The 19,844-nt window shown below is 39.9% G+C and carries 18 protein-coding genes and 1 tRNA gene; 7 read left to right on the top strand and 12 right to left on the bottom strand.

Annotated elements, in window-relative coordinates; genetic code table 11:
- Nucleotides 1–36: 36 nt before the first annotated feature.
- The 6 genes from QOL44_RS04265 (at nt 37) to QOL44_RS04240 (ending at nt 4,971) form a co-directional block, all read left to right on the top strand.
- Nucleotides 37–1,299 carry a membrane assembly protein AsmA gene (locus QOL44_RS04265; RefSeq protein ID WP_009061300.1) on the top strand — a complete coding sequence of 421 codons (1,263 nt, stop codon included), beginning with the start codon at nt 37–39 and terminating at the stop codon, nt 1,297–1,299.
- A 28-nt stretch (nt 1,300–1,327) separates the two neighbouring features.
- Nucleotides 1,328–1,876: an RsmD family RNA methyltransferase gene (locus tag QOL44_RS04260; RefSeq protein ID WP_009061302.1), complete on the top strand. Its 549-nt coding sequence runs from the start codon at nt 1,328–1,330 to the stop codon at nt 1,874–1,876.
- 48 nt (nt 1,877–1,924) lie between these two features.
- The gene (locus tag QOL44_RS04255; protein ID WP_009061304.1) at nt 1,925–2,086 is read left to right on the top strand and encodes a hypothetical protein; all 162 of its coding nucleotides are present in this window, start codon (nt 1,925–1,927) and stop codon (nt 2,084–2,086) included.
- A gap of 370 nt (nt 2,087–2,456) precedes the next feature.
- Nucleotides 2,457–3,128, top strand: a complete 672-nt coding sequence (locus QOL44_RS04250) for a L,D-transpeptidase (protein WP_009061306.1) — start codon at nt 2,457–2,459, stop codon at nt 3,126–3,128.
- A gap of 87 nt (nt 3,129–3,215) precedes the next feature.
- Nucleotides 3,216–4,520: a molybdopterin-dependent oxidoreductase gene (locus tag QOL44_RS04245; protein ID WP_009061307.1), complete on the top strand. Its 1,305-nt coding sequence runs from the start codon at nt 3,216–3,218 to the stop codon at nt 4,518–4,520.
- A complete protein-coding gene (locus QOL44_RS04240; protein ID WP_009061310.1) occupies nt 4,513–4,971 on the top strand; it encodes a hypothetical protein in 459 nt (152 codons plus the stop codon). The genes QOL44_RS04245 and QOL44_RS04240 overlap by 8 nt, the downstream gene beginning before the upstream one ends.
- Nucleotides 4,972–5,052: 81 nt before the next feature.
- On the opposite strand, the gene ahcY is transcribed toward QOL44_RS04240, so the two are convergent.
- The 11 genes from ahcY to QOL44_RS04185 all read right to left on the bottom strand — a co-directional run bounded on the left by ahcY (nt 5,053) and on the right by QOL44_RS04185 (nt 16,976).
- Nucleotides 5,053–6,357, bottom strand: a complete 1,305-nt coding sequence (gene ahcY, locus QOL44_RS04235; RefSeq protein ID WP_009061313.1) for an adenosylhomocysteinase — start codon at nt 6,355–6,357, stop codon at nt 5,053–5,055.
- Between the two features lie 107 nt (nt 6,358–6,464).
- A complete protein-coding gene (gene metK, locus QOL44_RS04230) occupies nt 6,465–7,655 on the bottom strand; it encodes a methionine adenosyltransferase (RefSeq protein WP_009061314.1) in 1,191 nt (396 codons plus the stop codon).
- A gap of 57 nt (nt 7,656–7,712) precedes the next feature.
- On the bottom strand, nt 7,713–8,174 hold the full coding sequence (locus QOL44_RS04225) for an acetolactate synthase (RefSeq protein WP_009061316.1): 462 nt from the start codon (nt 8,172–8,174) through the stop codon (nt 7,713–7,715).
- 65 nt (nt 8,175–8,239) lie between these two features.
- Nucleotides 8,240–9,475, bottom strand: a complete 1,236-nt coding sequence (locus QOL44_RS04220) for a pyridoxal phosphate-dependent aminotransferase (protein ID WP_009061317.1) — start codon at nt 9,473–9,475, stop codon at nt 8,240–8,242.
- Nucleotides 9,476–9,484: 9 nt separating this feature from the next.
- A complete protein-coding gene (locus tag QOL44_RS04215) occupies nt 9,485–9,994 on the bottom strand; it encodes an Lrp/AsnC family transcriptional regulator (RefSeq protein WP_009061318.1) in 510 nt (169 codons plus the stop codon).
- A gap of 10 nt (nt 9,995–10,004) precedes the next feature.
- Nucleotides 10,005–10,973, bottom strand: a complete 969-nt coding sequence (locus QOL44_RS04210) for a ribose-phosphate diphosphokinase (RefSeq protein WP_009061319.1) — start codon at nt 10,971–10,973, stop codon at nt 10,005–10,007.
- Nucleotides 10,974–11,092: 119 nt separating this feature from the next.
- Nucleotides 11,093–11,938: an MBL fold metallo-hydrolase gene (locus QOL44_RS04205; protein WP_134372686.1), complete on the bottom strand. Its 846-nt coding sequence runs from the start codon at nt 11,936–11,938 to the stop codon at nt 11,093–11,095.
- Nucleotides 11,939–11,987: 49 nt separating this feature from the next.
- Nucleotides 11,988–12,548 (bottom strand): elongation factor P, encoded by a 561-nt coding sequence (gene efp, locus QOL44_RS04200; RefSeq protein ID WP_009061321.1) that lies wholly within the window; start codon nt 12,546–12,548, stop codon nt 11,988–11,990.
- Between the two features lie 11 nt (nt 12,549–12,559).
- Complete coding sequence (locus QOL44_RS04195) at nt 12,560–13,531, bottom strand: KpsF/GutQ family sugar-phosphate isomerase (RefSeq protein WP_009061322.1); 972 nt, start codon at nt 13,529–13,531, stop codon at nt 12,560–12,562.
- Between the two features lie 152 nt (nt 13,532–13,683).
- Nucleotides 13,684–16,455 (bottom strand): magnesium-translocating P-type ATPase, encoded by a 2,772-nt coding sequence (gene mgtA / locus QOL44_RS04190; protein ID WP_228343278.1) that lies wholly within the window; start codon nt 16,453–16,455, stop codon nt 13,684–13,686.
- A gap of 140 nt (nt 16,456–16,595) precedes the next feature.
- Nucleotides 16,596–16,976, bottom strand: a complete 381-nt coding sequence (locus QOL44_RS04185; RefSeq protein ID WP_009061325.1) for a cupin domain-containing protein — start codon at nt 16,974–16,976, stop codon at nt 16,596–16,598.
- Nucleotides 16,977–18,841: 1,865 nt separating this feature from the next.
- Between QOL44_RS04185 and QOL44_RS04180 the strand changes: the two genes are divergently transcribed.
- Nucleotides 18,842–18,982 carry a hypothetical protein gene (locus QOL44_RS04180; RefSeq protein WP_166791438.1) on the top strand — a complete coding sequence of 47 codons (141 nt, stop codon included), beginning with the start codon at nt 18,842–18,844 and terminating at the stop codon, nt 18,980–18,982.
- 475 nt (nt 18,983–19,457) lie between these two features.
- On the opposite strand, the gene QOL44_RS04175 is transcribed toward QOL44_RS04180, so the two are convergent.
- A tRNA-Leu gene (locus tag QOL44_RS04175) sits at nt 19,458–19,540 on the bottom strand.
- Nucleotides 19,541–19,844 lie beyond the last annotated feature (304 nt).

The following is a 19,844-nucleotide window of genomic DNA, read 5'->3' as shown; positions in this document are numbered from 1 at the left end:
TTGTTATTTCTAAGCTTTTTCTTGATTTTACAAAAAATGGAAAAAAAACCGGCTATGGTTCATTTCATCGAATCGTTTTTAACCGATGCCTTTGGTATTCCCACAACTATTGAAAAAGTTCATTTTTCCTTTCCCTTTTCCGTAAGTCTTGAAAAATTGAAGGTTGAAAATTCACTTTCTAAAAATTGCCCTCTTCTTTTCGAATCCACTGCCATCAAATTAAAAAACGGATTCGCCCCTTTTAGCCACGGTATATTTTTTGATGTCTTTTTGGTGGACCCTAAAACATCCTTTGAACTCAATCGAGGACGCCATCTACTTCTACCTTTGATAGAAGAAGGAAGCAATGGAGAAGAGCTTCCTTCACTTTTTTCAGGAAAACTGGCAGCTTCTTTACCAATTAGAAATATTCTAATCCGTAATGGAATGATAAAAATTTTTTCTGGCGACCAAACTCCATTGTTTATTCTTCAAGGGATTGAAGAACAAGAAAGCCTAGATCTAAAAAAACAGAAAGCCTCCTGCTTTGGAAAAGCGGCTCTGGCATATATTAATTCTATTCCATTGCTTCATGATGTTCATTTTAATTACATTTTTTTCCACAAAGTTTTTCAACATTTAGATCTTGATGCCTTGCTCGCAGGTGGCAAATTACATTTAAGTTTATCAAACATCCCTAACAATCAGGATAAAGAAAAGAAGCTCCAGTGGAAAATTATTTCCTCTGGGTCAAATGTTGAAGAGCTTTTTAGTTTGATTGATCCCCATGGATCTTATTCGATCTCTGGGTTGTTAAGTTGCAAAGCTGATGGATCTATCAATAAGATGGAACTTAATGCCATCGAAGGAAATGGCACTTTTCAAATAGAACAAGGAAAGATAAAAAATTTAGCTTTGTTTCAAGAACTATCTGGATTGCTTAAGAACACCAATTTGAAAACTCCAGAATTTGAGAAATGGTATGGTTCTTTTAAGATCAAAGAAGGAAAAATTTTATTATCAGATATGTCTATTTTATCAAATTCCTTTTCAATGATTGGGAATGGCTTTCTCCGTTTCGATAGTTCTATAGATATGGATCTAAAGATATTACTCAATAAAACGTTTTTTAACGGAACGCTTCCAGATGCTCTTCTAAACAAACTAAACGTTCATTCAAATGCGTTGACTTCTATTCCAGTCAAAATTTCTGGCACTTTGGCTAACCCCAAAGCTGCTTTCATACAACCAAACCCCTTGCCCAGGCTTTCTCCCTCTGGCTCCTCTCTTCTTTCTCCTACTCTTATTTTCACCAAATAACCTCCTCACCTTTCATTGCCTTATTGTTATGTCCCTAAGAATCATAGGTGGAATTGCCAAAGGAACTCCCCTTCATGTGCCTAAGAAAACCGTTGTTCGCCCAGCTCTATCGAGAATGAGAGCTGCCATCTTTTCTTCCCTTGGAGACTGGATAGAAGGCAGAAATGTCCTTGATCTATTTGCAGGTTCCGGCTCTCTCGGAATCGAGGCTTTGAGCAGAGGGGCTTCTTCCTGCACCTTCGTCGATCTATCTAAAGAATGCATTGACTGTATAAGTAACAATCTTAAAAAAGCCCATTTAGAAGGAAATTTAATTCTGATGGATGTCTTTAAATTTCTACAAAAGAACAAAGAGAAATTTGAACTTGTTTTTGCCTCTCCGCCCTATATCAAAGTATCGAAGCCTGTCGATAGCTCCTCCTTGCTCTCCCTAGTGCATCAGAATATAGACTCTGAAGGACTGTTTGTCTGGGAGTTTTATTCCAAAAACATACTTCGTTTGCCTGATTTCTGGGTAATTCATTGGGAAAAAACAATAGGAGAAACAAAAGTATGGATTCTAAAACCATTGTTTTAAGTACATTAAAAAAGGCGTTTGGCACATTATTTGCTTTTTCATTTTTACATGAGCAAGCAGTATAAAAAAACAGAAGAAAAGAAAAAGGAATATAAAAAAGGATGTAAGGCAATTGATTTCCGTTTTCATCAACAAGAAAAGCTAGGCACTTCGGAGCAGAACGAGATACAGAGTTTTATCCCTTTTCGATACAGTAGATACATTGAATAAATCTTGTATGAGGTATCCGTTCGGCAACTTGTGAACTAATGTCTTATGAGATCACTTCAAGTAGTTTCCCGCTCTATTCTTTACATTATTCTTTACACTACAGCGAGGGGTCGTAAGGATAGAAAGCTCCAATGTCCACAGGCATCATTTCCTGCTCAATTATCATTAAGTTGGCCGGTTACAGTTCCTTCCAAAGCCATGACAAGATGGTTCCTTGCTGCCCGCTTGGCAGTTTCGTATGTGTCCATATCCTACTGAGGCAAGCTGAATACCTCCTATCATCCTGTTACATAGATTTTTTAGCCCCTAATCTTATACACTCGTTTTTTTTCTTTCCGATCCTCAAAACTCCTAGTATATTTCCCATTCTGTGGGAAAAGAAAAAACCTTTATTAATACCCTTTCTTTCATTTATTTGCTCTATTTTTTTTTCTTTTATCTCTTTTCTTCAGCCTTAGCTTTAAACGATATCTCCGGTTCGAATGAGGAAAATTCAACAGTTAGCAAGGAAAGAATCGTTAAAGTCTCCCTACAAGGCCAAACTGTTTATGTACTCGATAGAGGTAAGGTTATTTTTGTTGCCCCCTGTACAGTAGGCAAAAGTGGGCACCCGACCCCCAAAGGAATATTCCACATTAGCGCAAAATCAATAAAAAAACGCTCTCATAGTTATGGATTCTGGGTAAAAGGCAATGATATAAGAGCCACTGAAAACCCATCAAAACCACCTCCTGGAGGTCCTTGGGAATATGTCGGTTATCCTATGCCTTATTGGGTAGAGTTTGCCCCTGGATATGGTTTTCATGAAGGCTTTGTATGGACTACGCCAAGGACACATGGATGTATCCGTCTTCACGGCAAAACAGCCATTGAGTTTTTTAATCTTGTAAATATTGGAACAAAAATTCTTATTGCTGACTCTTTTCCTGAAGATCTTACTATTGGGAAACATCTCAAAAGGCCAAAAGATGAACTTCTTCCTGATCCACCTTCTCAATTTATGATTTCAGAAGAAGCTTTTGAAAAGCCATGGGAATTTTAAGGCTGGACTTATAGCGATTTATTAAGAAAAACTTTTCCTTTTTTATCCTGTTGATTTTATAAACTGAATATTACAGGATATTACATAATGCATAAAGAGTTCTTAAAATACTTTTTGAATTTTCCTGTTATTACTAGAAGAGACTGGCTGAAAATTTTTGGATTTTCTACCCTCTCCAGTTTAGCTTTCCAAAAAGCCTTTGCTGGAGAAGAGACAAGAAAGATCCATCTATCCACATCCAATCCCAGTCCATACTGGACAAGCCAAAATCCCTTTGCCTATGAACCCCAAAAGCTTCCTCTCATTCGATTAAACGATAGACCTATCGTACTTGAAACCCCACGGGAATTTTTCGAGTTTCCTTTTACCCCAAATGCGGCATTTTACGTAAGATATCATCTCGATGGCATTCCTAACTCCATTGATCTTTCGAAATGGAGGCTGTACCTTGAAGGGAATTTCGCTAATCCTATCTCTTTTTCTTTTGCAGACCTATTGACCCAATTTGATCCCGTATCGGTTGTGGCTGTCAACCAATGTTCTGGAAATTCTAGAAGCAGATTCTATCCTAGAGTCCCGGGAGCTCAATGGGGCAACGGTGCTATGGGAAATGCGAAGTGGACAGGAGTTCGGCTCATGGATGTCTTGCAAAAAGCAAAAATAAAACCCAATACCGTGCAAATTCAATTCCAAGGGTTCGATTATGGCCGATCTCCAGAAGGAACTCCTGCTCATGCCTTTATCAAATCGCTTGATAGAAATGATCCTATTTTAGAAGAAACGATTCTTGCTTATGCCATGAATGGAGAGCCGCTACCCTTATTAAACGGTTTTCCATTAAGACTGGTTGTTCCAGGAAAGTTTGCCACATACTGGATTAAACATCTGACCTGGATTCGAGCGTTGGATACTCCAGACACAAACTTCTGGATGAAAACCGCTTATCGCATCCCCAAAACCAATAGGAACTCCATTTCATTTGAGGAATATCAAAAAAGTACTCCTATCCAGACTATTCCTATTGGGGATATCCAGATGCCTGTCAGATCTTTTATTATCCAGCCAACTGGGGATGTAAAATTAGTCGAAAAAATGGGAGTGCAAGTCAAGGGAATAGCCTTCAGTGGTTATGGGAGAATCGTCAAAGTAGAATTTTCTGCTGATGGCGGTTCTCACTGGCAAGAAGCAATGCTAGATAGAGATTTAGGAAAATATTCATTCCGACTTTGGCATCTAAACTGGACCCCAAGACAGCCAGGAGAATACTTGCTTGCTTCCAGGGCCTGGGATGAGAAGGGGAACACCCAACCGACTACCCCCATTTGGAACCCTGGAGGCTATTGTTGGAATACGATTGAAATTCAAAAAGTTTGGGTTGGAAAATATGCATAAAATTAAGCGCCACTATTGTTTAAGGATATCTTTTCTCTCTAAAATACTCATTTTTTTAAGCCTTCTTTTTATTGCATCTGCATCTTTCTCTCAAGCCTCTATAGATGTAACTGAAATTGGCGAGGCTGGATTATATACTCTTGATACATCTGGAGTAATCTTTCCTTTTACTCCGTATCCGCAAGATTCCAGCTCTGTCTATGCTGTAGGTGCTTATCCTCTTACAACCGAACCTTTACCCACAGGAGAAAGACAAGAAGTTGTGCAGAGCTATTGTTCTATGTGCCATAGTACAACCATCATTAGCCTCCAACCGAAATTTTCTTTAAAAACTTGGAGGCATGAAGTGGAAAAAATGAAACAACTTGGGGCACAAATTCCTGAGGACATGATCTCCCACATTATCGAATTCCTTGAAAAGAGTTGTTCAGTTAAAGAGGAAAAAAAATAAGTCCCCTAGAAACAAAGCCTCAATCAAGGCTTGTTGTTCCGAATTTCCTTCTCTTCCCCTCTAACCAGTCTATAAGAAATTTTAATAGCGATAATGGTTAGGTTTATAGGGGCCTTCAATTGGAACCCCTAAGTAATCCGCTTGCTCTTTTGTCAAGCGAGTTAGTTTCACGCCAAGCTTTTCTAGGTGTAACCTTGCCACTTTTTCATCAAGGATCTTGGGCAGAGTATAGACTTTCCCTCTTTTATATTCCCCACTGTGGCGTTTGGTCCACAACTCAATTTGAGCTAAAACTTGATTGGTAAAACTGGCACTCATGACAAAACTTGGATGGCCGCTAGCACATCCTAAGTTTACAAGCCGTCCTTCAGCCAACACGTACAATTTTTTTCCATCCGGCCAAAGGAACATATCAACTTGTGGCTTTATTTGGATCCGTTGCAGACGTTTATCCTCATACAGTGATCTTACTTCTATTTCTGAATCGAAATGTCCAATATTACATACGATGGCTCCTGACTTCATTCTATCCATGTGTTCTCTTCGGATGACATTAATGCACCCAGTCGCTGTCACAAACAGATCAGCTTTTTCTACAACATCCTCCAAAAGAGTTACTTCATAACCATCCATTGAAGCTTGCAGGGCATTAATAGGATCAATTTCTGTAACGATAACCCGCGCTCCCATCCCTTTTGCTGATTGGACACACCCTTTCCCAACATCCCCATACCCGCAGACAACGACTATTTTACCTGCAATCATCACATCCGTAGCCCTTTTTACACCATCAAGGAAGGATTCCCGGCAACCATAGAGATTATCGAATTTGCTTTTTGTGCAGGAATCATTAACATTCATAGATGGAGGCCCTAAGGTCCCTTTAGCTTCTCTTTGGTACAATCTATGAACTCCTGTTGTTGTTTCTTCAGAAATACCTACAATCCCATCTAGCAGTTCTGGATATTTCTGGTGTACAAGTTCAGTCAGATCGCCACCATCGTCTAAGATCATGTTTAAAGTTTGACCATCAGGCCATCTTAACGTTTGTTCCATGCACCACTCATATTCCTCCAATGTTTCCCCCTTCCAAGCAAAAACTGGAATTCCCCTTGCTGCAATCGCTGCAGCAGCATGATCCTGAGTAGAAAAAATATTGCAGGAACTCCATCTGACCGATGCTCCAAGCTCAACTAAGGTTTCTATCAAAACAGCCGTCTCAACAGTCATATGAAGGCAGCCAGCAATCCTAGTTCCCTTTAATGGATATAACCCCTTATATTCTTTTCTAAGAGCCATTAGACCAGGCATTTCATCCTCAGCTACTTCAATTTCCTTTCGACCAAAATCGGCAAGCTCCATGTCTTTTACTTTAAAATCAGCCATATTAACTCCTTCCATAAACATGCTTCTAACACTATTCTAGTAAGATTGTTGGTGTATTCATGAAAAGATAGACAAGGGTCTACTAACTGGTTGGCCTTTTGCACTGTTTATTCCAACCCTACGGCAGTAAGCAAATCATTTACTTTGTCAGTTTTTTCCCAGCAAAAAATATCAAACTCGTCGTTTCTACCAAAATGGCCATAATTGGTGATTTTACTATAAATCGGTCGAAGTAAGTTCAGTTCTTCGATTATTTCAGCAGGCTTAAGCCGAAAGACCTCACGAATCGCTCTTTCTATTTTTTGATCTTCAACAAGTCCCGTTTCAAAAGTGTCCACAGCAACCGAAACCGGATCAGCTTTCCCAATAGCATAAGCTATTTGAACTTCGACTTTGTTAGCAATTTTTGCTGCCACAATATTTTTGGCAATATATCTAGCCATATAAGCAGCACTTCTATCCACTTTCGAAGGATCTTTCCCACTAAATGCCCCTCCCCCATGTCGCCCCATGCCTCCATAGGTATCAACAATAATTTTTCTCCCAGTAACGCCAGAGTCGGCATCTGGCCCACCCGCAACAAATCTACCTGTTGGGTTAATGTAAAAAACCGTTTTTTTATGGAGAAATTCCTCAGGTATAGCCTTCTGGATAACTTCTTTTTTTATGATTTCTTCTATTTCTTTGTTAGAAACCTCTTCGGTATGCTGTGTCGATACAACAATGGCCTCAACACGCATTGGTTTATTGTCCTCATAATAAAGAGATACTTGCGTTTTTCCATCGGGCCGTAACCAAGGACACCCTTCTTTTTTTCTTAATTCAGCTAATCTTCTTGAAAGTCTATGAGCAAAACTAATTGGAGCCGGCATAAGTTCAGGAGTTTCAGTACATGCAAAACCAAACATCATCCCTTGATCCCCTGCACCCTGATCGAGATTTCTTCCCATATTATGACGTTCCTTCTTCCCATCAACCCCCAAGGCAATGTCTGGGCTTTGTTTGGAAATCGCACAAACGATATGTAATTTTTCAGGGTAAAATAGGCTTTTGGGATCATTATATCCTATTTGCCGAACCGTATCCTTGACAATCTTTATATAATCCAGATTAGCCTTGGTGGTGATTTCTCCTGCTAACACAACCAGGTTTTCCTTCACAAGGGTCTCACAGGCCACTCTGCTGAACTTATCCTGCTGAAGGCAATGGTCCAAAACAGTATCCGAAATGGTATCGCATACTTTATCTGGATGGCCTTCGGTCACGGATTCAGAAGCAAAAACATAAGACTTAGACATAATAGCTACAATGAGAATATAAGAAAAAAAAACAATCTTTTTTAAAAAAAACTTTTTCTACCTGCTGATATCTTTTTGGAAAAGCACTCGATAATTGTTCCTTAAAAGCACGGATATGGCTAATTCTTCATCTTCAACCCTAAGCGCCAATACAGCTTTCCCATAGGGTCTTGTCAGAAAAGGATAGCTAAAATAAATATTGATTTCAGCTTGAAGTAGCACGGTAAGGACTTTTCTTAGATCTTCGGCTGATTGCGGAAGTTCCAAGGCGATCAGAGAACATTCTGTATAAGATATTCCATTTTCGGCGAGAATCTTTCTAGCATTTTGCGGGTCATCAACCACCAATCGAATGGTGGAGGCTTCGGATGTGTCTAAAATAGTAAAACCTATAATGTGGATTTCATGACTTTCCAAAAGACGCACTAATTCTAAAAGTCTTCCCGCTTTATTCTCCATGAAAACGGTAAACTGGCTAATTTTTTCCGGCTGTCTATCTTGTGTTGTCTGAATACCCACAATTCTCCTTAATCTCTATTAAATTTTTTCCTAGATACTATAAGCTTTCTTTCCTAATTATTCATTTATTGTTTCTTCCCTTCTTTTTCAATTTTTTTTAACCAACTTTCGATTCTTCGAACGGCTATTTCCAAGTCTTCAAAACGGGTGGCAAAACTACATCTCACATATCCTTCTCCCCCCTGTCCAAAAGCAGAACCGGGAACCAGTGCCACTCCTCCTTCCTGGAGAAGTCGATAACAGAATTCTTTTGATGATAGTCCAAAATGACGAATCGAAGGAAAATAGTAAAAGGTCCCTTTAGGAAGATTCCCGACAAGACCTATGGAAGAAAGATTTTTCCAGAGAAAGTTCCGACGCAATCTATACTCTTCAACCATCTGTTCCATATCTTTCTTTCCATGCAACAAAGCTTCTATAGCTGCCTGCTGAGCTATGGAAGAAGCACAGAGGATCGAATATTGATGAATTTTCATCATCGCCTCTATCCACTCCTTTGGACCACACGCATAACCTATCCTAAAACCTGTCATTGAAAACGCTTTAGAAAACCCATGGAGGAAAAGGCTCCTTTCTTTCATTCTATCAAGAGCGACTATTGAACGATGGGTGCCTTCATACATCAGTTCCGCATAAATTTCATCACTGATTACATAAAGATCATGCTTACAAGCTAATTGAGCAATTGCTTCCAGTTTCTCTTCATTTTCAATACTTCCTGTAGGATTCGTGGGGAAGTTTAGAATAATTGCTTTGGTTTTAGGGGTAATTTTTTTTTCGACTGCAACTGGATCGAGTTGAAATCCGTCTTTTTCCAACGTTTCAACAATGACAGGCACTCCATGGGCAAGAACCACTAAAGGAACATAAGACACATAAGAAGGTTGATGGATTATGACTTCGTCAAAAGGATCAATTATTGCTCTTAAAGCACAATCAAGCCCTTCTGAAACCCCCACCGTTACAAGGATCTCTTCATAGGGGTTGTAGTCAACACCGATTAGTTTCGATACATATTGGGCTATTAATTTTCGGAGTTCTATAAGGCCAAGATTAGATGTGTAGCCGGTCTCTCCCTTTTCAAGGGAATAAATGGCTGCTTCTCTAATCATCCAGGGAGTATCAAAGTCCGGTTCACCAATCCCTAAGGAAATAACATCAGTTTGGTTCTGGACAAGTTCAAAAAAATCCCTGATTGACGATTTTCCAATTAAGGAAAGATGTTTGGCTATTGGTACCTTGGTTCGAAAATCAAAAGGCACTATTTTTTCGGTAGAATTGACAACAGGATGTTTTTTCATGTAAGGAAATTACGGACTTACGGGCAGGCGAAAATGGGATGGAGCTGAAAAAATGATTCCCTGTTCTTTGTAAGTTTTTAGCATAAAATGGGTTGCTGTAGAAATAACCCCAGGCAGAGTAGCCAACTTTTCTGAAACAAAAAGAGCGACCTCTTTTAGGCTTTCTCCTTCTAGGAAAACAAGTAGATCATAGCCTCCGCTCATTAAGAAACAAGAAGTAACCTCTTCAAATCCGGCTATTCGCTTGGATAGCTTATCAAAACCACCTCCTCGCTCAGGAGTAATTTTGACTTCAATAACAGCACGCACTCTGTTTTTCTGTATTTTTTCTGGATCAAAGATGGTCTTATAGGCCAAAATGAACTTTTCTTTTTCAAGCTCCTTCAAAAGACCAGCCGTTTCCTCAACGGAAATTCCTAAAGCCGAAGCTATATCCGATATGGAAAGTCGCGCATTTTTTTCCAACAGTCGAACAATATCGCTAATTAATTGAGGATTAACTTTCAAGAGGTTATGCACACAATGTTTTTTAAAGATTAATTTTCTTTCCGTCAACCTCGAATAGAGAGGTCACAGACATCCCTGTATGAATTCTTTTAATGGCTTCTCCTAAAAGGGGCGCAACATCTAACACCGTTACCCGAACTCCTTCAACTACAGGGACGGGAACGCTGTTGGTAGTGATTAATTCTTCAAGATGTGAACTTCTCAGCCTCCCTATGCCAATCTGATTAAGAACGGCATGAGAAATTCCAGCATAAATCCTTCTGGCTCCCATTTTTTTTAAGATCGTTGCCGCAGAAACCACAGTTCCTGCCGTTTCTGTTAAATCATCGACAATCAATACATCTCTCCCTTCCACATCACCAACAACAAAGTCCGCCTCCGTATGATAGGCATCCACTCTCTTCTTAACCACTAAAGCAAGCCCTTTGCCTAGCAATTGAGAATAGGTTGAGGCCATTTTTATCCCTCCTACATCTGGAGAGACAACAACAAGATCGAGTAGATTGTTTGCCTCGAGAAACTTATAAAAAACAGGAACAGCTGTAAGATGATCTACGGGAATGTCAAAAAAACCTTGAATTTGTTGAGCATGAAGATCCATTGCCAGCACTCTGTTGGCTCCAGCGGCTACGAGGAGGTTCGCAACCAGTTTGGCTGTTATAGACACTCTTGGCTGATCTTTCCGATCTTGCCTGGCATAACCATAAAAAGGAATTACGGCTGTGACTCTTGCTGCACTTGCCCTTCTGGCAGCATCAATCATAATCAATAATTCCATTAGATTATGATTGGTCGGAGGACAGGTTGGCTGCACAATAAAAACATCTCTTCCTCGAATATTTTCGTTGAATTTTACAAAGGTTTCTCCATCAGGGAATGATGAAATGGTTGCTTGTCCAAGAGGTATGCCGACATACTGAGCAATCTTTGTTGCCAGAGCCGGATTCGCTCTTCCAGAAAATATTTTTAATAATTTATATTCGTCATTCATTTAATCGCAGCTCCGACAAAATTTAACCTAAAATATTTTGCATTTCATAAAAAAATAAAAATTGTTATGCTTTAAACCCATTGGATTGCCCATCATAAAACTAAGCTTCTTAGGTTTTCTTAAATTTCGGTAAGCATTTGAAAAGAAGAATAAATCTGGTATTCAGGAAAAAAAGGGTTATGTCCTTTTTCAAAGCCAACGGTTGATAGGGGACCAATCCTGGGACAAATGATGGTTTCATCCGGAAATCCAAACAGCGTAGATCGAATCAGTTCAAGAGTCTTATAATAACCGGTTTCTTCATAGGAAATAGAGCCAGAAATAAAATATTTTCCAACAAAAACCAAAGGAGAAGATTCAGGAGGATGGACAAAGTAGAATATTTTATCGATTAAAGGAATAAGCTCCACTCTGAACGATCCAAACCATTCCTCTTTCCTTTCCAGTTGCCCCTCTTTAGAAGGAGCTGAAAAAGGCAAGGAAAAACTTTTTAAACCATCGGCTAATTCCTGAATTTGTTCCAAAGAAAAAAGAAAGACATGATCCAGTCCATACTCCCTATCATGAACATAATTTTCGATCAATCGCTTATTCGGAGGATCTATCAAGAATTTTTTATTGCTTCTCTTGTCCATTAACAGATAAGATTTTTTTTCAGGTGTCTCTTCACTAGATATTTTTTTTAAAAAGTAGGGAAGAGTCAACGGTTGAGGATTACATTTTCCCGTAGCCATTGACAGCAAAATTTCACCACTCAAGGAAAGAGCCTGAGCAACTAAAAAAAGAGCCTTTTCATCAAGCACTCCATTTTTCAGTTTTCTTAAATCATCAATCTTGACTCCTGCTTTACGTGCAAGCTCCGCATCAGTCAATTCTTGACCTTTTTGAGCTTTGAGCAAAATCTCATTCCACAGATCTGTCCAATCCAAATCTTCAACAAGACCTTTTCCCATATAGATCGCCACAGGCTTTTAAAAGTATATTCTAACAGTAAAAAAAGTCGGGAAATATTTCCTACGCCCGGCTCAAATACTTTCCATCGGTAGTGCTTACTTTTACCAATTCTCCTTCTTTAATAAAAAGCGGGACCTGAATACACAACCCCGTTTCAAGGATAGCTGGTTTCATTACATTAGTTGCAGAATCACCCTTCACTCCTTCTGGAGCTTCCACGACTTTCAACACCACACTTTGGGGCAGTTCTATAGCAGCTAGCGTATCATCAGCAAACAGAAGATCAACTGGCTGATTCTCCTTTAAAAAATCCTTGGCTTTTCCTACCATCTCCTCTGGAACAGAAAAGGTCTCATAGGTTTCAGGATCCATAAAAACAAAACTATTGCCTTCTCTATAACTATACTCGCAACGCCTTCGGACTAAAGAGAGCAACTCCACTTTGTCTTGAGAGCCAAATCTTTCGACAAAAGACTTCCCTGTTTTCAAATTTCTCAAAGTCATCTGTACAAAAGCTCTTAAATTACCTGGAGTTCTATGCATTGTATCTAAAACTAGACAAATAGCCCCGTTATGTCGTATCGCTTGACCTTTTCCTATGTCACTCGCATTCACAAACATACCCAATCTCCTTATAACAATCGATGGATAGCTAAATCCTGTGAATCTATTAAACCTACCACTTTGTAAGCTTCATCCACAACAATTAAATCTTCTATTTTATTGTGTTCAAAAACATTAAGAACTTCAACTGCAAGTTTATCGACTCGCACTGTCACTGGATTTTTGGTCATCACATTTCCTAATGATAATTCGCCAATTTTGGGATTAAGCTCATAATTCCTTACGAAATCCCCATGGGTAAAGATTCCAATGACTTTTCTCTCTGAATTCACCACCACCACTGCTCCCGCTCTTTTTATATTCCACAGTTTCAGAGCCTCTTTTACTTTAGCCTCCGCTTCGAGAACTACAATTTGAGGCAAAGGACGCATTATATCGCCTACCTTTAGGAGTAAATTTCTACCCAGTGTTCCTCCAGGATGAAAGCGGGCAAAATCTTCTTTTTTAAATCCTCGTTTTTCAAGTAACACCATAGCTATTGCATCCCCTAGAACAAGCATGGCCGTGGTACTCGATGTAGGAGCTAAGTTCAAAGGACAAGCTTCCCTACTGACCCGGACATTCAAAATAAGATCAGAATTTTTCGCTAATGTCGAATTTTCATTGCCAGTAATTGAAACCAAAGAGGTCGCGATTCTTTTTAAATGAGGAATAAGCCTAAGAATTTCTTCCGTTTCTCCACTATAACTCAATGCAATAACAGCATCTCCCTTATTAACCATTCCCAAGTCACCATGAAAAGCGTTAACGGCATCAAGAACCACGCTTGGGGCCCCAGTGCTTGTTAAGGTAGCTGCTATTTTTCTACCAATATGGCCTGACTTTCCAACTCCGGTAATGACAATTTTTCTGTTAGCCAAAATTGTTCTTTCCAAAACCTCAATGGTTTGTTCAAAAGAAGAGTCCAGCTGTTTTTGGACAGTGCGCAAAGCGTCCATTTCTAGATCAAAAACTTTTTTCGCTAAACTAATCAAATTCATTGCCGTTCACACAAAGGAAAAAAAAGCTTAACTGATTTTATGGCATTATTTCAAGGCTATTTTAACACAATCAGTAGCAAGCTTCCTCTATTGCTTAGTTTTTTCAAAAAATAATGCGTTTTAGACCACTAACTTTCTTGCATGTACGGCAGTCAGAGCCATTCCCCATAAAATCTCTTTATATACCAATTTTTGACTGTCTGAACAGTAATGCAGTAGGTAAGTAATATACCCCAAAGCCATAGATAATAACTAAAAGGCAATGGAACAAGTCCCGCGGCTTCTCCGAAAAAACTATATGGTATAAGATGACCAATGACGATGACAACAGCAGTAGCCAAAACCAGCGGTTTTGTGGCAATACTTTGGATAAAAGGAATTTTTCTCGTTCTTATCATATGAACGATCAAGCTTTGTGAAAGTAAAGATTCAACAAACCAACCGGTATGAAACAGACTTTGATTTTCGATGGAATTTGCTCCAAAAACAAACCACATGACTCCATAAGTCACATAATCAAAAACCGAACTAATCGGTCCAATGATGAACATAAACCTAAGAATCCCCTCAGCCTCCCATTTCCTAGGCTTGGCAATAAAGTCCTCATCCATTCTATCCCAAGGAATCAATGTTTGCGAAAGATCATAAATCAAATTAAGAATTAAGATTTGAAGGGGGCTCATGGGTAAAAAGGGGAGTAAAATTCCTGAGCCTAGGATGCTCAATACATTACCGAAATTAGAACTCACCGCCATTTTTATGTACTTCACCATATTGCCAAACATTACCCTGCCTTCAATAACGGCTTGTTCTAAAACGATCAGGCTTTTTTCTAAAAGAATGATATCAGCCGACTCCTTAGCTATATCAACGGCCGTATCCACAGATATTCCCACATCTGCTTCTCTCAAAGCTTGAGCATCGTTGATCCCATCCCCTAAAAATCCCACAATATGTCCCCCAGTCCTTAAGGCTCGAATCACTCGTGCCTTCTGTAGAGGGGACATTTTGACAAAAATATTTGCTTTTTCAGCTGCTGTAATCAATTCATCATCGGTTAAGTTTTCTATTTCAGAGCCACGCATGACCCCTCTGACTTCCAATCCAATCCAATCGCAGATTCTTCGTGTAACTAATTCATTGTCTCCAGTAATAATTTTAACTTCCACTCCATAGTTCTTCAGTGCCCGCACAGCATCTTCCGCATCATGCTTTGGAGGATCCAGAAAAGCAATAAAGCCACAGAGGGTCATTCCCTCTTCATCGTTCACTGAAACAGGTCTAGTCATTTCAAGAGGCAATTCCCTAAAAGCAACCGCAAGAACTCTTAATCCATCACTATTTAAATCATCCCGAAGAGCCAGAGCTTTCTTCTTAATGTCTGGAGTTAATTCTATTACTTTTCCATCCTTTAATAGGCTTCCACAGATAGCAATCATTTCCTCAACGGCTCCCTTTGTTATCAAAAGATCTTTTCCTGTGGTGATTTCTCTTGCCACTACGGACATTCGGCGCCTTGTAAAATCAAAAGGAATCTCATCAACTTTTGTATAGTGAAAAATGAATTTTTTACCTTCTTCCTTTTTATCCAGGACGGCTTGGTCAAGAAGATTGCGTAAACCGCTTTGATAATAACTATTGATATACGCATATTTCAAAACCTCTTCGTTCTCGTTACCTTCCGGATCAAGATATTTTTCCAAAATAATCTTGTTATGGGTTAAAGTTCCTGTTTTATCCGTACAAAGGATATTCATCGCTCCTATATTCTGAATCGCATTCAGTCTTTTAGTGACGACCTTATTTTTTGAAAGTAAAAGCGCACCTCTTGCCAGACAACCACTAACGATCACGGGTAGCATTGTTGGCGTGAGTCCAACGCCAACTGCCAGAGAAAAAAGGAAGGCATCCATCCAACTGCCTTTGGTAAAGCCATTAATGAGAAAAATCACCGGTATTAATGTTCCAATGACCTGAAGCAGTAACCAGCTGATACGGTTTACCCCGACATCAAAACTGGTCATTGTCCTATAACCCCTGAGACTCTTCGAAAAAGCGCCAAAATAGGTATTTTCACCTGTTGCTAAGACAACGGCAGTCGCCGTTCCGCTAATAACATTTGTACCCAGATAAGCAATGTTAGGTAGAGAAAAGGGATCCGTTCTTTTTTGTTCATTAAGGGAAGCAGGATAAACCGTGTCATATTTTTCTACAGGCATGGATTCGCCTGTGAGAACTCCCTGGCTGACAAAAAGATCTCTTGTAAAAATCAGTCGAACATCGGCAGGGATCATATCTCCTGCAGACAATTGGAGAATGTCTCCTGGAACAATTTGGCTAATAGGCACCTCTCTTACTTGGCTTGATTCGTGGCTAGGGACTAACGATGCCTCTGGATCTTGTTCCTTATCCCATGTTCTCTTTACCGATGCGGTTGTCCTTACCATAGCTTTGAGTCTTTCGGCAGCTCTGCTTGACTGAAACTCTTGACTAAATCGCAATACCACGCTCACCACGACCATAATCATCATGATAAGGACGCTTTCTTTTTCTCCCACTGATCCTGCAACCAAAGCAAGAAAAGTCAAAAGAAGAGCAAAAGGATTAAAATAACTTTGTAGAAGCAAAATGAACCAGCTAGGTATTTCTTCTTGTTTGATCTCGTTATAGCCGTATTTTTCCAATCGTTCTTCAACTTCCTTCTCTGTGAGTCCTTCTGGACGCGTCTTTAATTCAGTATAGAGATCTGAAAGAGGTACCTGGCTTGCTTTCTTGAGCCTTTCAAATATGCTTGCTTCCTTCTCTTTCAGAAAAGCTTCTTTTTTCCTTTCGCCAAGGCGTACCTTTCCAAGGAAGAGCTCAAAGAAAATAGCTCTCCAATTCCTTTTTTCGATAAGCTTTTTGTCTTTCCTTGTATTTCTCATTATCAATAGATACGAATCCATCGAATATATTTATGAATCTCCGAAATTTTAAAGACCAAACAAAGATGAAAAAAAATAAAATGGAAAAGGAAGGAAAGCCATAGTATGGATTTTATTTTTTTTCAAGACAAAAAGCGATTTCATACACTTTCTTCTTTTTCCCACTCCGCTTTCCAAGGGGGACTAACAATACAAAAAAAACAAAGAGGGCTCTCCGCTGTATTTTCTATCCATTGCATATTGCCAGGAGGAACATAAACAAGACTTAAAGCTTTTACTGGATAACTTCTCTGATTATTTGTCTTAAAAATCCCTTCTCCACTTATAAAAAGGTAGATTTCTGGTTGACTGAGGCTATGAGGCTTTGTTGATTCCCTCGGCTCTAATTTCCCGTAGGCAATAGAGAAAGGCAGCCTTAAGCCTATTTTGTCCGGATGAAATAGTTCATTCAATAAAGAGCCGTCTTGGGCAACAAAAAATTCTTCAGCGTTGAGCTCTTTGACAAAGAATTGATTTTTCATTGTCCATCTTCTTTCTTTCCTAGTTAGATTTGCTCCAAAAATAACGCTATTTGAAACAATAAAAGACACTCTAATAATTGAAAACGCACCTGCTTTCTTTTTTAAACTTTTCTTTTTTCATTTCTCTGATCTTTTTTCATAAAAAACTTTGTTGTTTTTATCTTTCTAGAAATAATATCTCCAACTACAATCCCCATTATCTTCTCATTGCTATGGCTTTTTTTCTTCTCCAAACAGAATTCTCAACTAAACAATAAAAGAAGCACCAGAAATTATACAATGGCAGCTAATCGAGATTCTTATTGATTTTATGTAATGCTTATTTCGGTGGTAAGCCTTTATTTGAACTCCATGAGTAACGATAGTTAAATATAAGAAAATCCATTCCTACCCATTGCAACAGAAAAAGAGATGCCATATAGCAATGACCGTTTGTCTGGTCGCATGAAGACGAATGTGCAAAAAACCATCTTGTGTTTATAAAGATCAGGCCGCATTAATCCCTATCCTTCAAAATCGCACCGTTTCATTATTATGAACCACTATAGAGAATCTAGCAGAGATTAGCACAGAACAAGGAATAGTCAGATCGATAGATACTACTGATAACATCCATAGCACTCATTTAAAAGATCTTCCCCTTTGCTCTCTTGAGCCAGAGCCCTTCAGAGCATTGTATCTATAGTCAGCAAATAGAGAAAAAGAAACGAAGCAATTTATAGATCAAAGCTGAAAAGATGGACAGTCCATTATTCCCCTAACCATTGAGGAGTAAAGAATAGTTATGGATATTGCGATGCCAATCTAGTTGTTAAATGTCTGCCTGACGAACCTATAACCTGTATTCACCGAAGAAGCTTGGCGCGCTAATCGTTCGCAGCGTCAATAGGCAGTAACAAAAGGCGGTGGGAAGGAGTATTGCCCGCCAAACGGACTTGGGCAAAACGGTGAACACACGGCTGGGGGGGTTGAAAGCAGAGGACTAAACTACAAGAGAAAGGATTTCCTCAGGTCTGATGGAGATGGGGGAGATCTCCAGGATTGTGGTCGCTCACAAGGACTAGCTAGTCTGGTTCAGTTTCGAATGACCCCTAGAAGTTTTGCCCCTCTCTTAGGACCAAAATCCTCGTCATGAACGGGCGAATCCCTTTCTCTCGAGGAAGAGATGCCCAAGGATGATCTCCTTTTGATCATTTCCTACTTTCCCTAGCCCTCTTTTCGGTTTGTGCCAATACAAAAAGAAAAAAACCAGAGGCCATAGGGAAACCTGGGGAAGCCGGATGAGGCGAGGCGGCGAACAATCCAGGGGGGAAAGCCTGCGGCTGAACACGAAGAAGTGTGAGATGCTAGGGGATCTTTGCCTTCGCTACGCAATCGAGGGAAAGCAGTTTCTTGTCTCTTTCTCTGGCTTAGATCGCTTCGCGGAAAGACTCTCGAAAACGCGGGAAGTGAGACAAGCTTGTGGTGGAAGGCTACCCGAGCCCCTAGCAGATTGCAGGCAAAAGTGTGGAAGGTAGCCCTCTGAGACGACTAGGAAACGATCGAAAAGTGTGGGTTAGCCTCCTCTGCGATGATCAACCCAAAGATCCGGCGGTGCCTGAGATGGACAGAAGGAGCAAAGCGGGTTGTTTTCTAGATATTCCATTCTCTGCAGCAGCTTGTTTCTATGTTAGGAAAAAGAGAGCCGCCCGCTTCTAAATTTCACATGAAAAAAGAGAGGCTAGCTACCATTCTTTTGAGCTTGCGAAAGGACTTGCGAAAGGGCAATCGGAAAGCTGCCAAGAGTGAGGCTGACTCACTCAATTGGATGCGAGGAATGGAGATACCGGACTTTTGAAGAGAAGGAAAGACAGTATATCCCGTTCATGAGTCTTGAAGGTGGTAAAAGGATGGTCATTGCTTTATTTGCTAACTTAAAGATTTGGGGCATGATGTGTCTTGTTTCCAAGGAAAAGGAGGCGGGAATTCCCTACGGGGCGTCACTACAAATTCCGAAGCGATTATAGGGAGAAGTGGTCGGGATAGTGGCTCTACTTTCTGAAGTTTGCACAGATGATCACGGAAAGAAATAGGGAAGAGGGTTTGGGGAGTTGCTCTCTAAGCTCTCTAAATATCATATGGAGGAAGAGAAGAAACAGCACCACCTGGCCAAAGGCCAGCGGGTGCATATTAACGCCACCAACTACATCCCGGCGGCCCTGATAGCCACACTTCGGATATCACCAATTCCGTCCATTGGGCTTATGGCGATGACCTCATCAGGACACCAGCTGAACATTACGCACTCGTCACCGGTGAAGCACGCGATGCGGACTTATACTCTGCCTTCTATATCAAATCTCATATATATATACACTGCGGAATATCAAAGAAAATAGCCATAATACTAAAGTGCGGCGCTCTCATCCCAATCGCCTAAATGAGATGGGTATTCTCGCGTTTATTTATAATTTTAAAATAGCAAAAAAAAATCATGAATAGTGCGCTCGGGGAGATTTGAACTCCCATGGGGGATACCCACTAGAACCTGAATCTAGCGCGTCTGCCAATTCCGCCACGAGCGCAATAAAAATGATGAAGAGATTAGTTTAAATCTATAAAAAGTGATAAAAAAAGAAAATAATTTTCACTTAGCTTTCCAGAATAAAACAAGAACACCTTCCCCAGGATGCATGAGAAACAGCCATATGCGAATGGATATTTTCAAATTGGTCACCATATAGCTATATGAGCCATATGTTTTCAGTTTTCTCCTGGCTTCCTTATTTCAGCCTAGACAGCTGTAAAGCTAACTTCCTGTTTTGCTAAGGTTGACCATATGCGCGCCAAAGTCGACATCTCCGCAGGCTCAAGATCATGGAACCAGGG

The organism is Candidatus Methylacidiphilum fumarolicum, from assembly GCF_949774925.1.
GTDB classification, from domain to species: domain Bacteria; phylum Verrucomicrobiota; class Verrucomicrobiia; order Methylacidiphilales; family Methylacidiphilaceae; genus Methylacidiphilum; species Methylacidiphilum fumarolicum.
Note: the sequence above shows the minus strand (reverse complement) of the source record. Positions and strands in the feature narration are given on the sequence as shown.

What these genes read in the sequence shown, in the direction of transcription:
- QOL44_RS04265 (WP_009061300.1), top strand. Translation starts at nt 37, where the DNA reads ATGGAAAAAAAACCGGCTATGGTTCATTTCATCGAATCGTTTTTAACC.
- QOL44_RS04260 (WP_009061302.1), top strand. Translation starts at nt 1,328, where the DNA reads ATGTCCCTAAGAATCATAGGTGGAATTGCCAAAGGAACTCCCCTTCAT.
- QOL44_RS04255 (WP_009061304.1), top strand. Translation starts at nt 1,925, where the DNA reads ATGAGCAAGCAGTATAAAAAAACAGAAGAAAAGAAAAAGGAATATAAA.
- QOL44_RS04245 (WP_009061307.1), top strand. Translation starts at nt 3,216, where the DNA reads ATGCATAAAGAGTTCTTAAAATACTTTTTGAATTTTCCTGTTATTACT.
- QOL44_RS04240 (WP_009061310.1), top strand. Translation starts at nt 4,513, where the DNA reads ATGCATAAAATTAAGCGCCACTATTGTTTAAGGATATCTTTTCTCTCT.
- ahcY (WP_009061313.1), bottom strand. Translation starts at nt 6,357, where the DNA reads ATGGCTGATTTTAAAGTAAAAGACATGGAGCTTGCCGATTTTGGTCGA.
- metK (WP_009061314.1), bottom strand. Translation starts at nt 7,655, where the DNA reads ATGTCTAAGTCTTATGTTTTTGCTTCTGAATCCGTGACCGAAGGCCAT.
- QOL44_RS04220 (WP_009061317.1), bottom strand. Translation starts at nt 9,475, where the DNA reads ATGAAAAAACATCCTGTTGTCAATTCTACCGAAAAAATAGTGCCTTTT.
- QOL44_RS04210 (WP_009061319.1), bottom strand. Translation starts at nt 10,973, where the DNA reads ATGAATGACGAATATAAATTATTAAAAATATTTTCTGGAAGAGCGAAT.
- efp (WP_009061321.1), bottom strand. Translation starts at nt 12,548, where the DNA reads ATGTTTGTGAATGCGAGTGACATAGGAAAAGGTCAAGCGATACGACAT.
- QOL44_RS04195 (WP_009061322.1), bottom strand. Translation starts at nt 13,531, where the DNA reads ATGAATTTGATTAGTTTAGCGAAAAAAGTTTTTGATCTAGAAATGGAC.
- mgtA (WP_228343278.1), bottom strand. Translation starts at nt 16,455, where the DNA reads ATGAGAAATACAAGGAAAGACAAAAAGCTTATCGAAAAAAGGAATTGG.
- QOL44_RS04185 (WP_009061325.1), bottom strand. Translation starts at nt 16,976, where the DNA reads ATGAAAAATCAATTCTTTGTCAAAGAGCTCAACGCTGAAGAATTTTTT.
- QOL44_RS04180 (WP_166791438.1), top strand. Translation starts at nt 18,842, where the DNA reads ATGAGTCTTGAAGGTGGTAAAAGGATGGTCATTGCTTTATTTGCTAAC.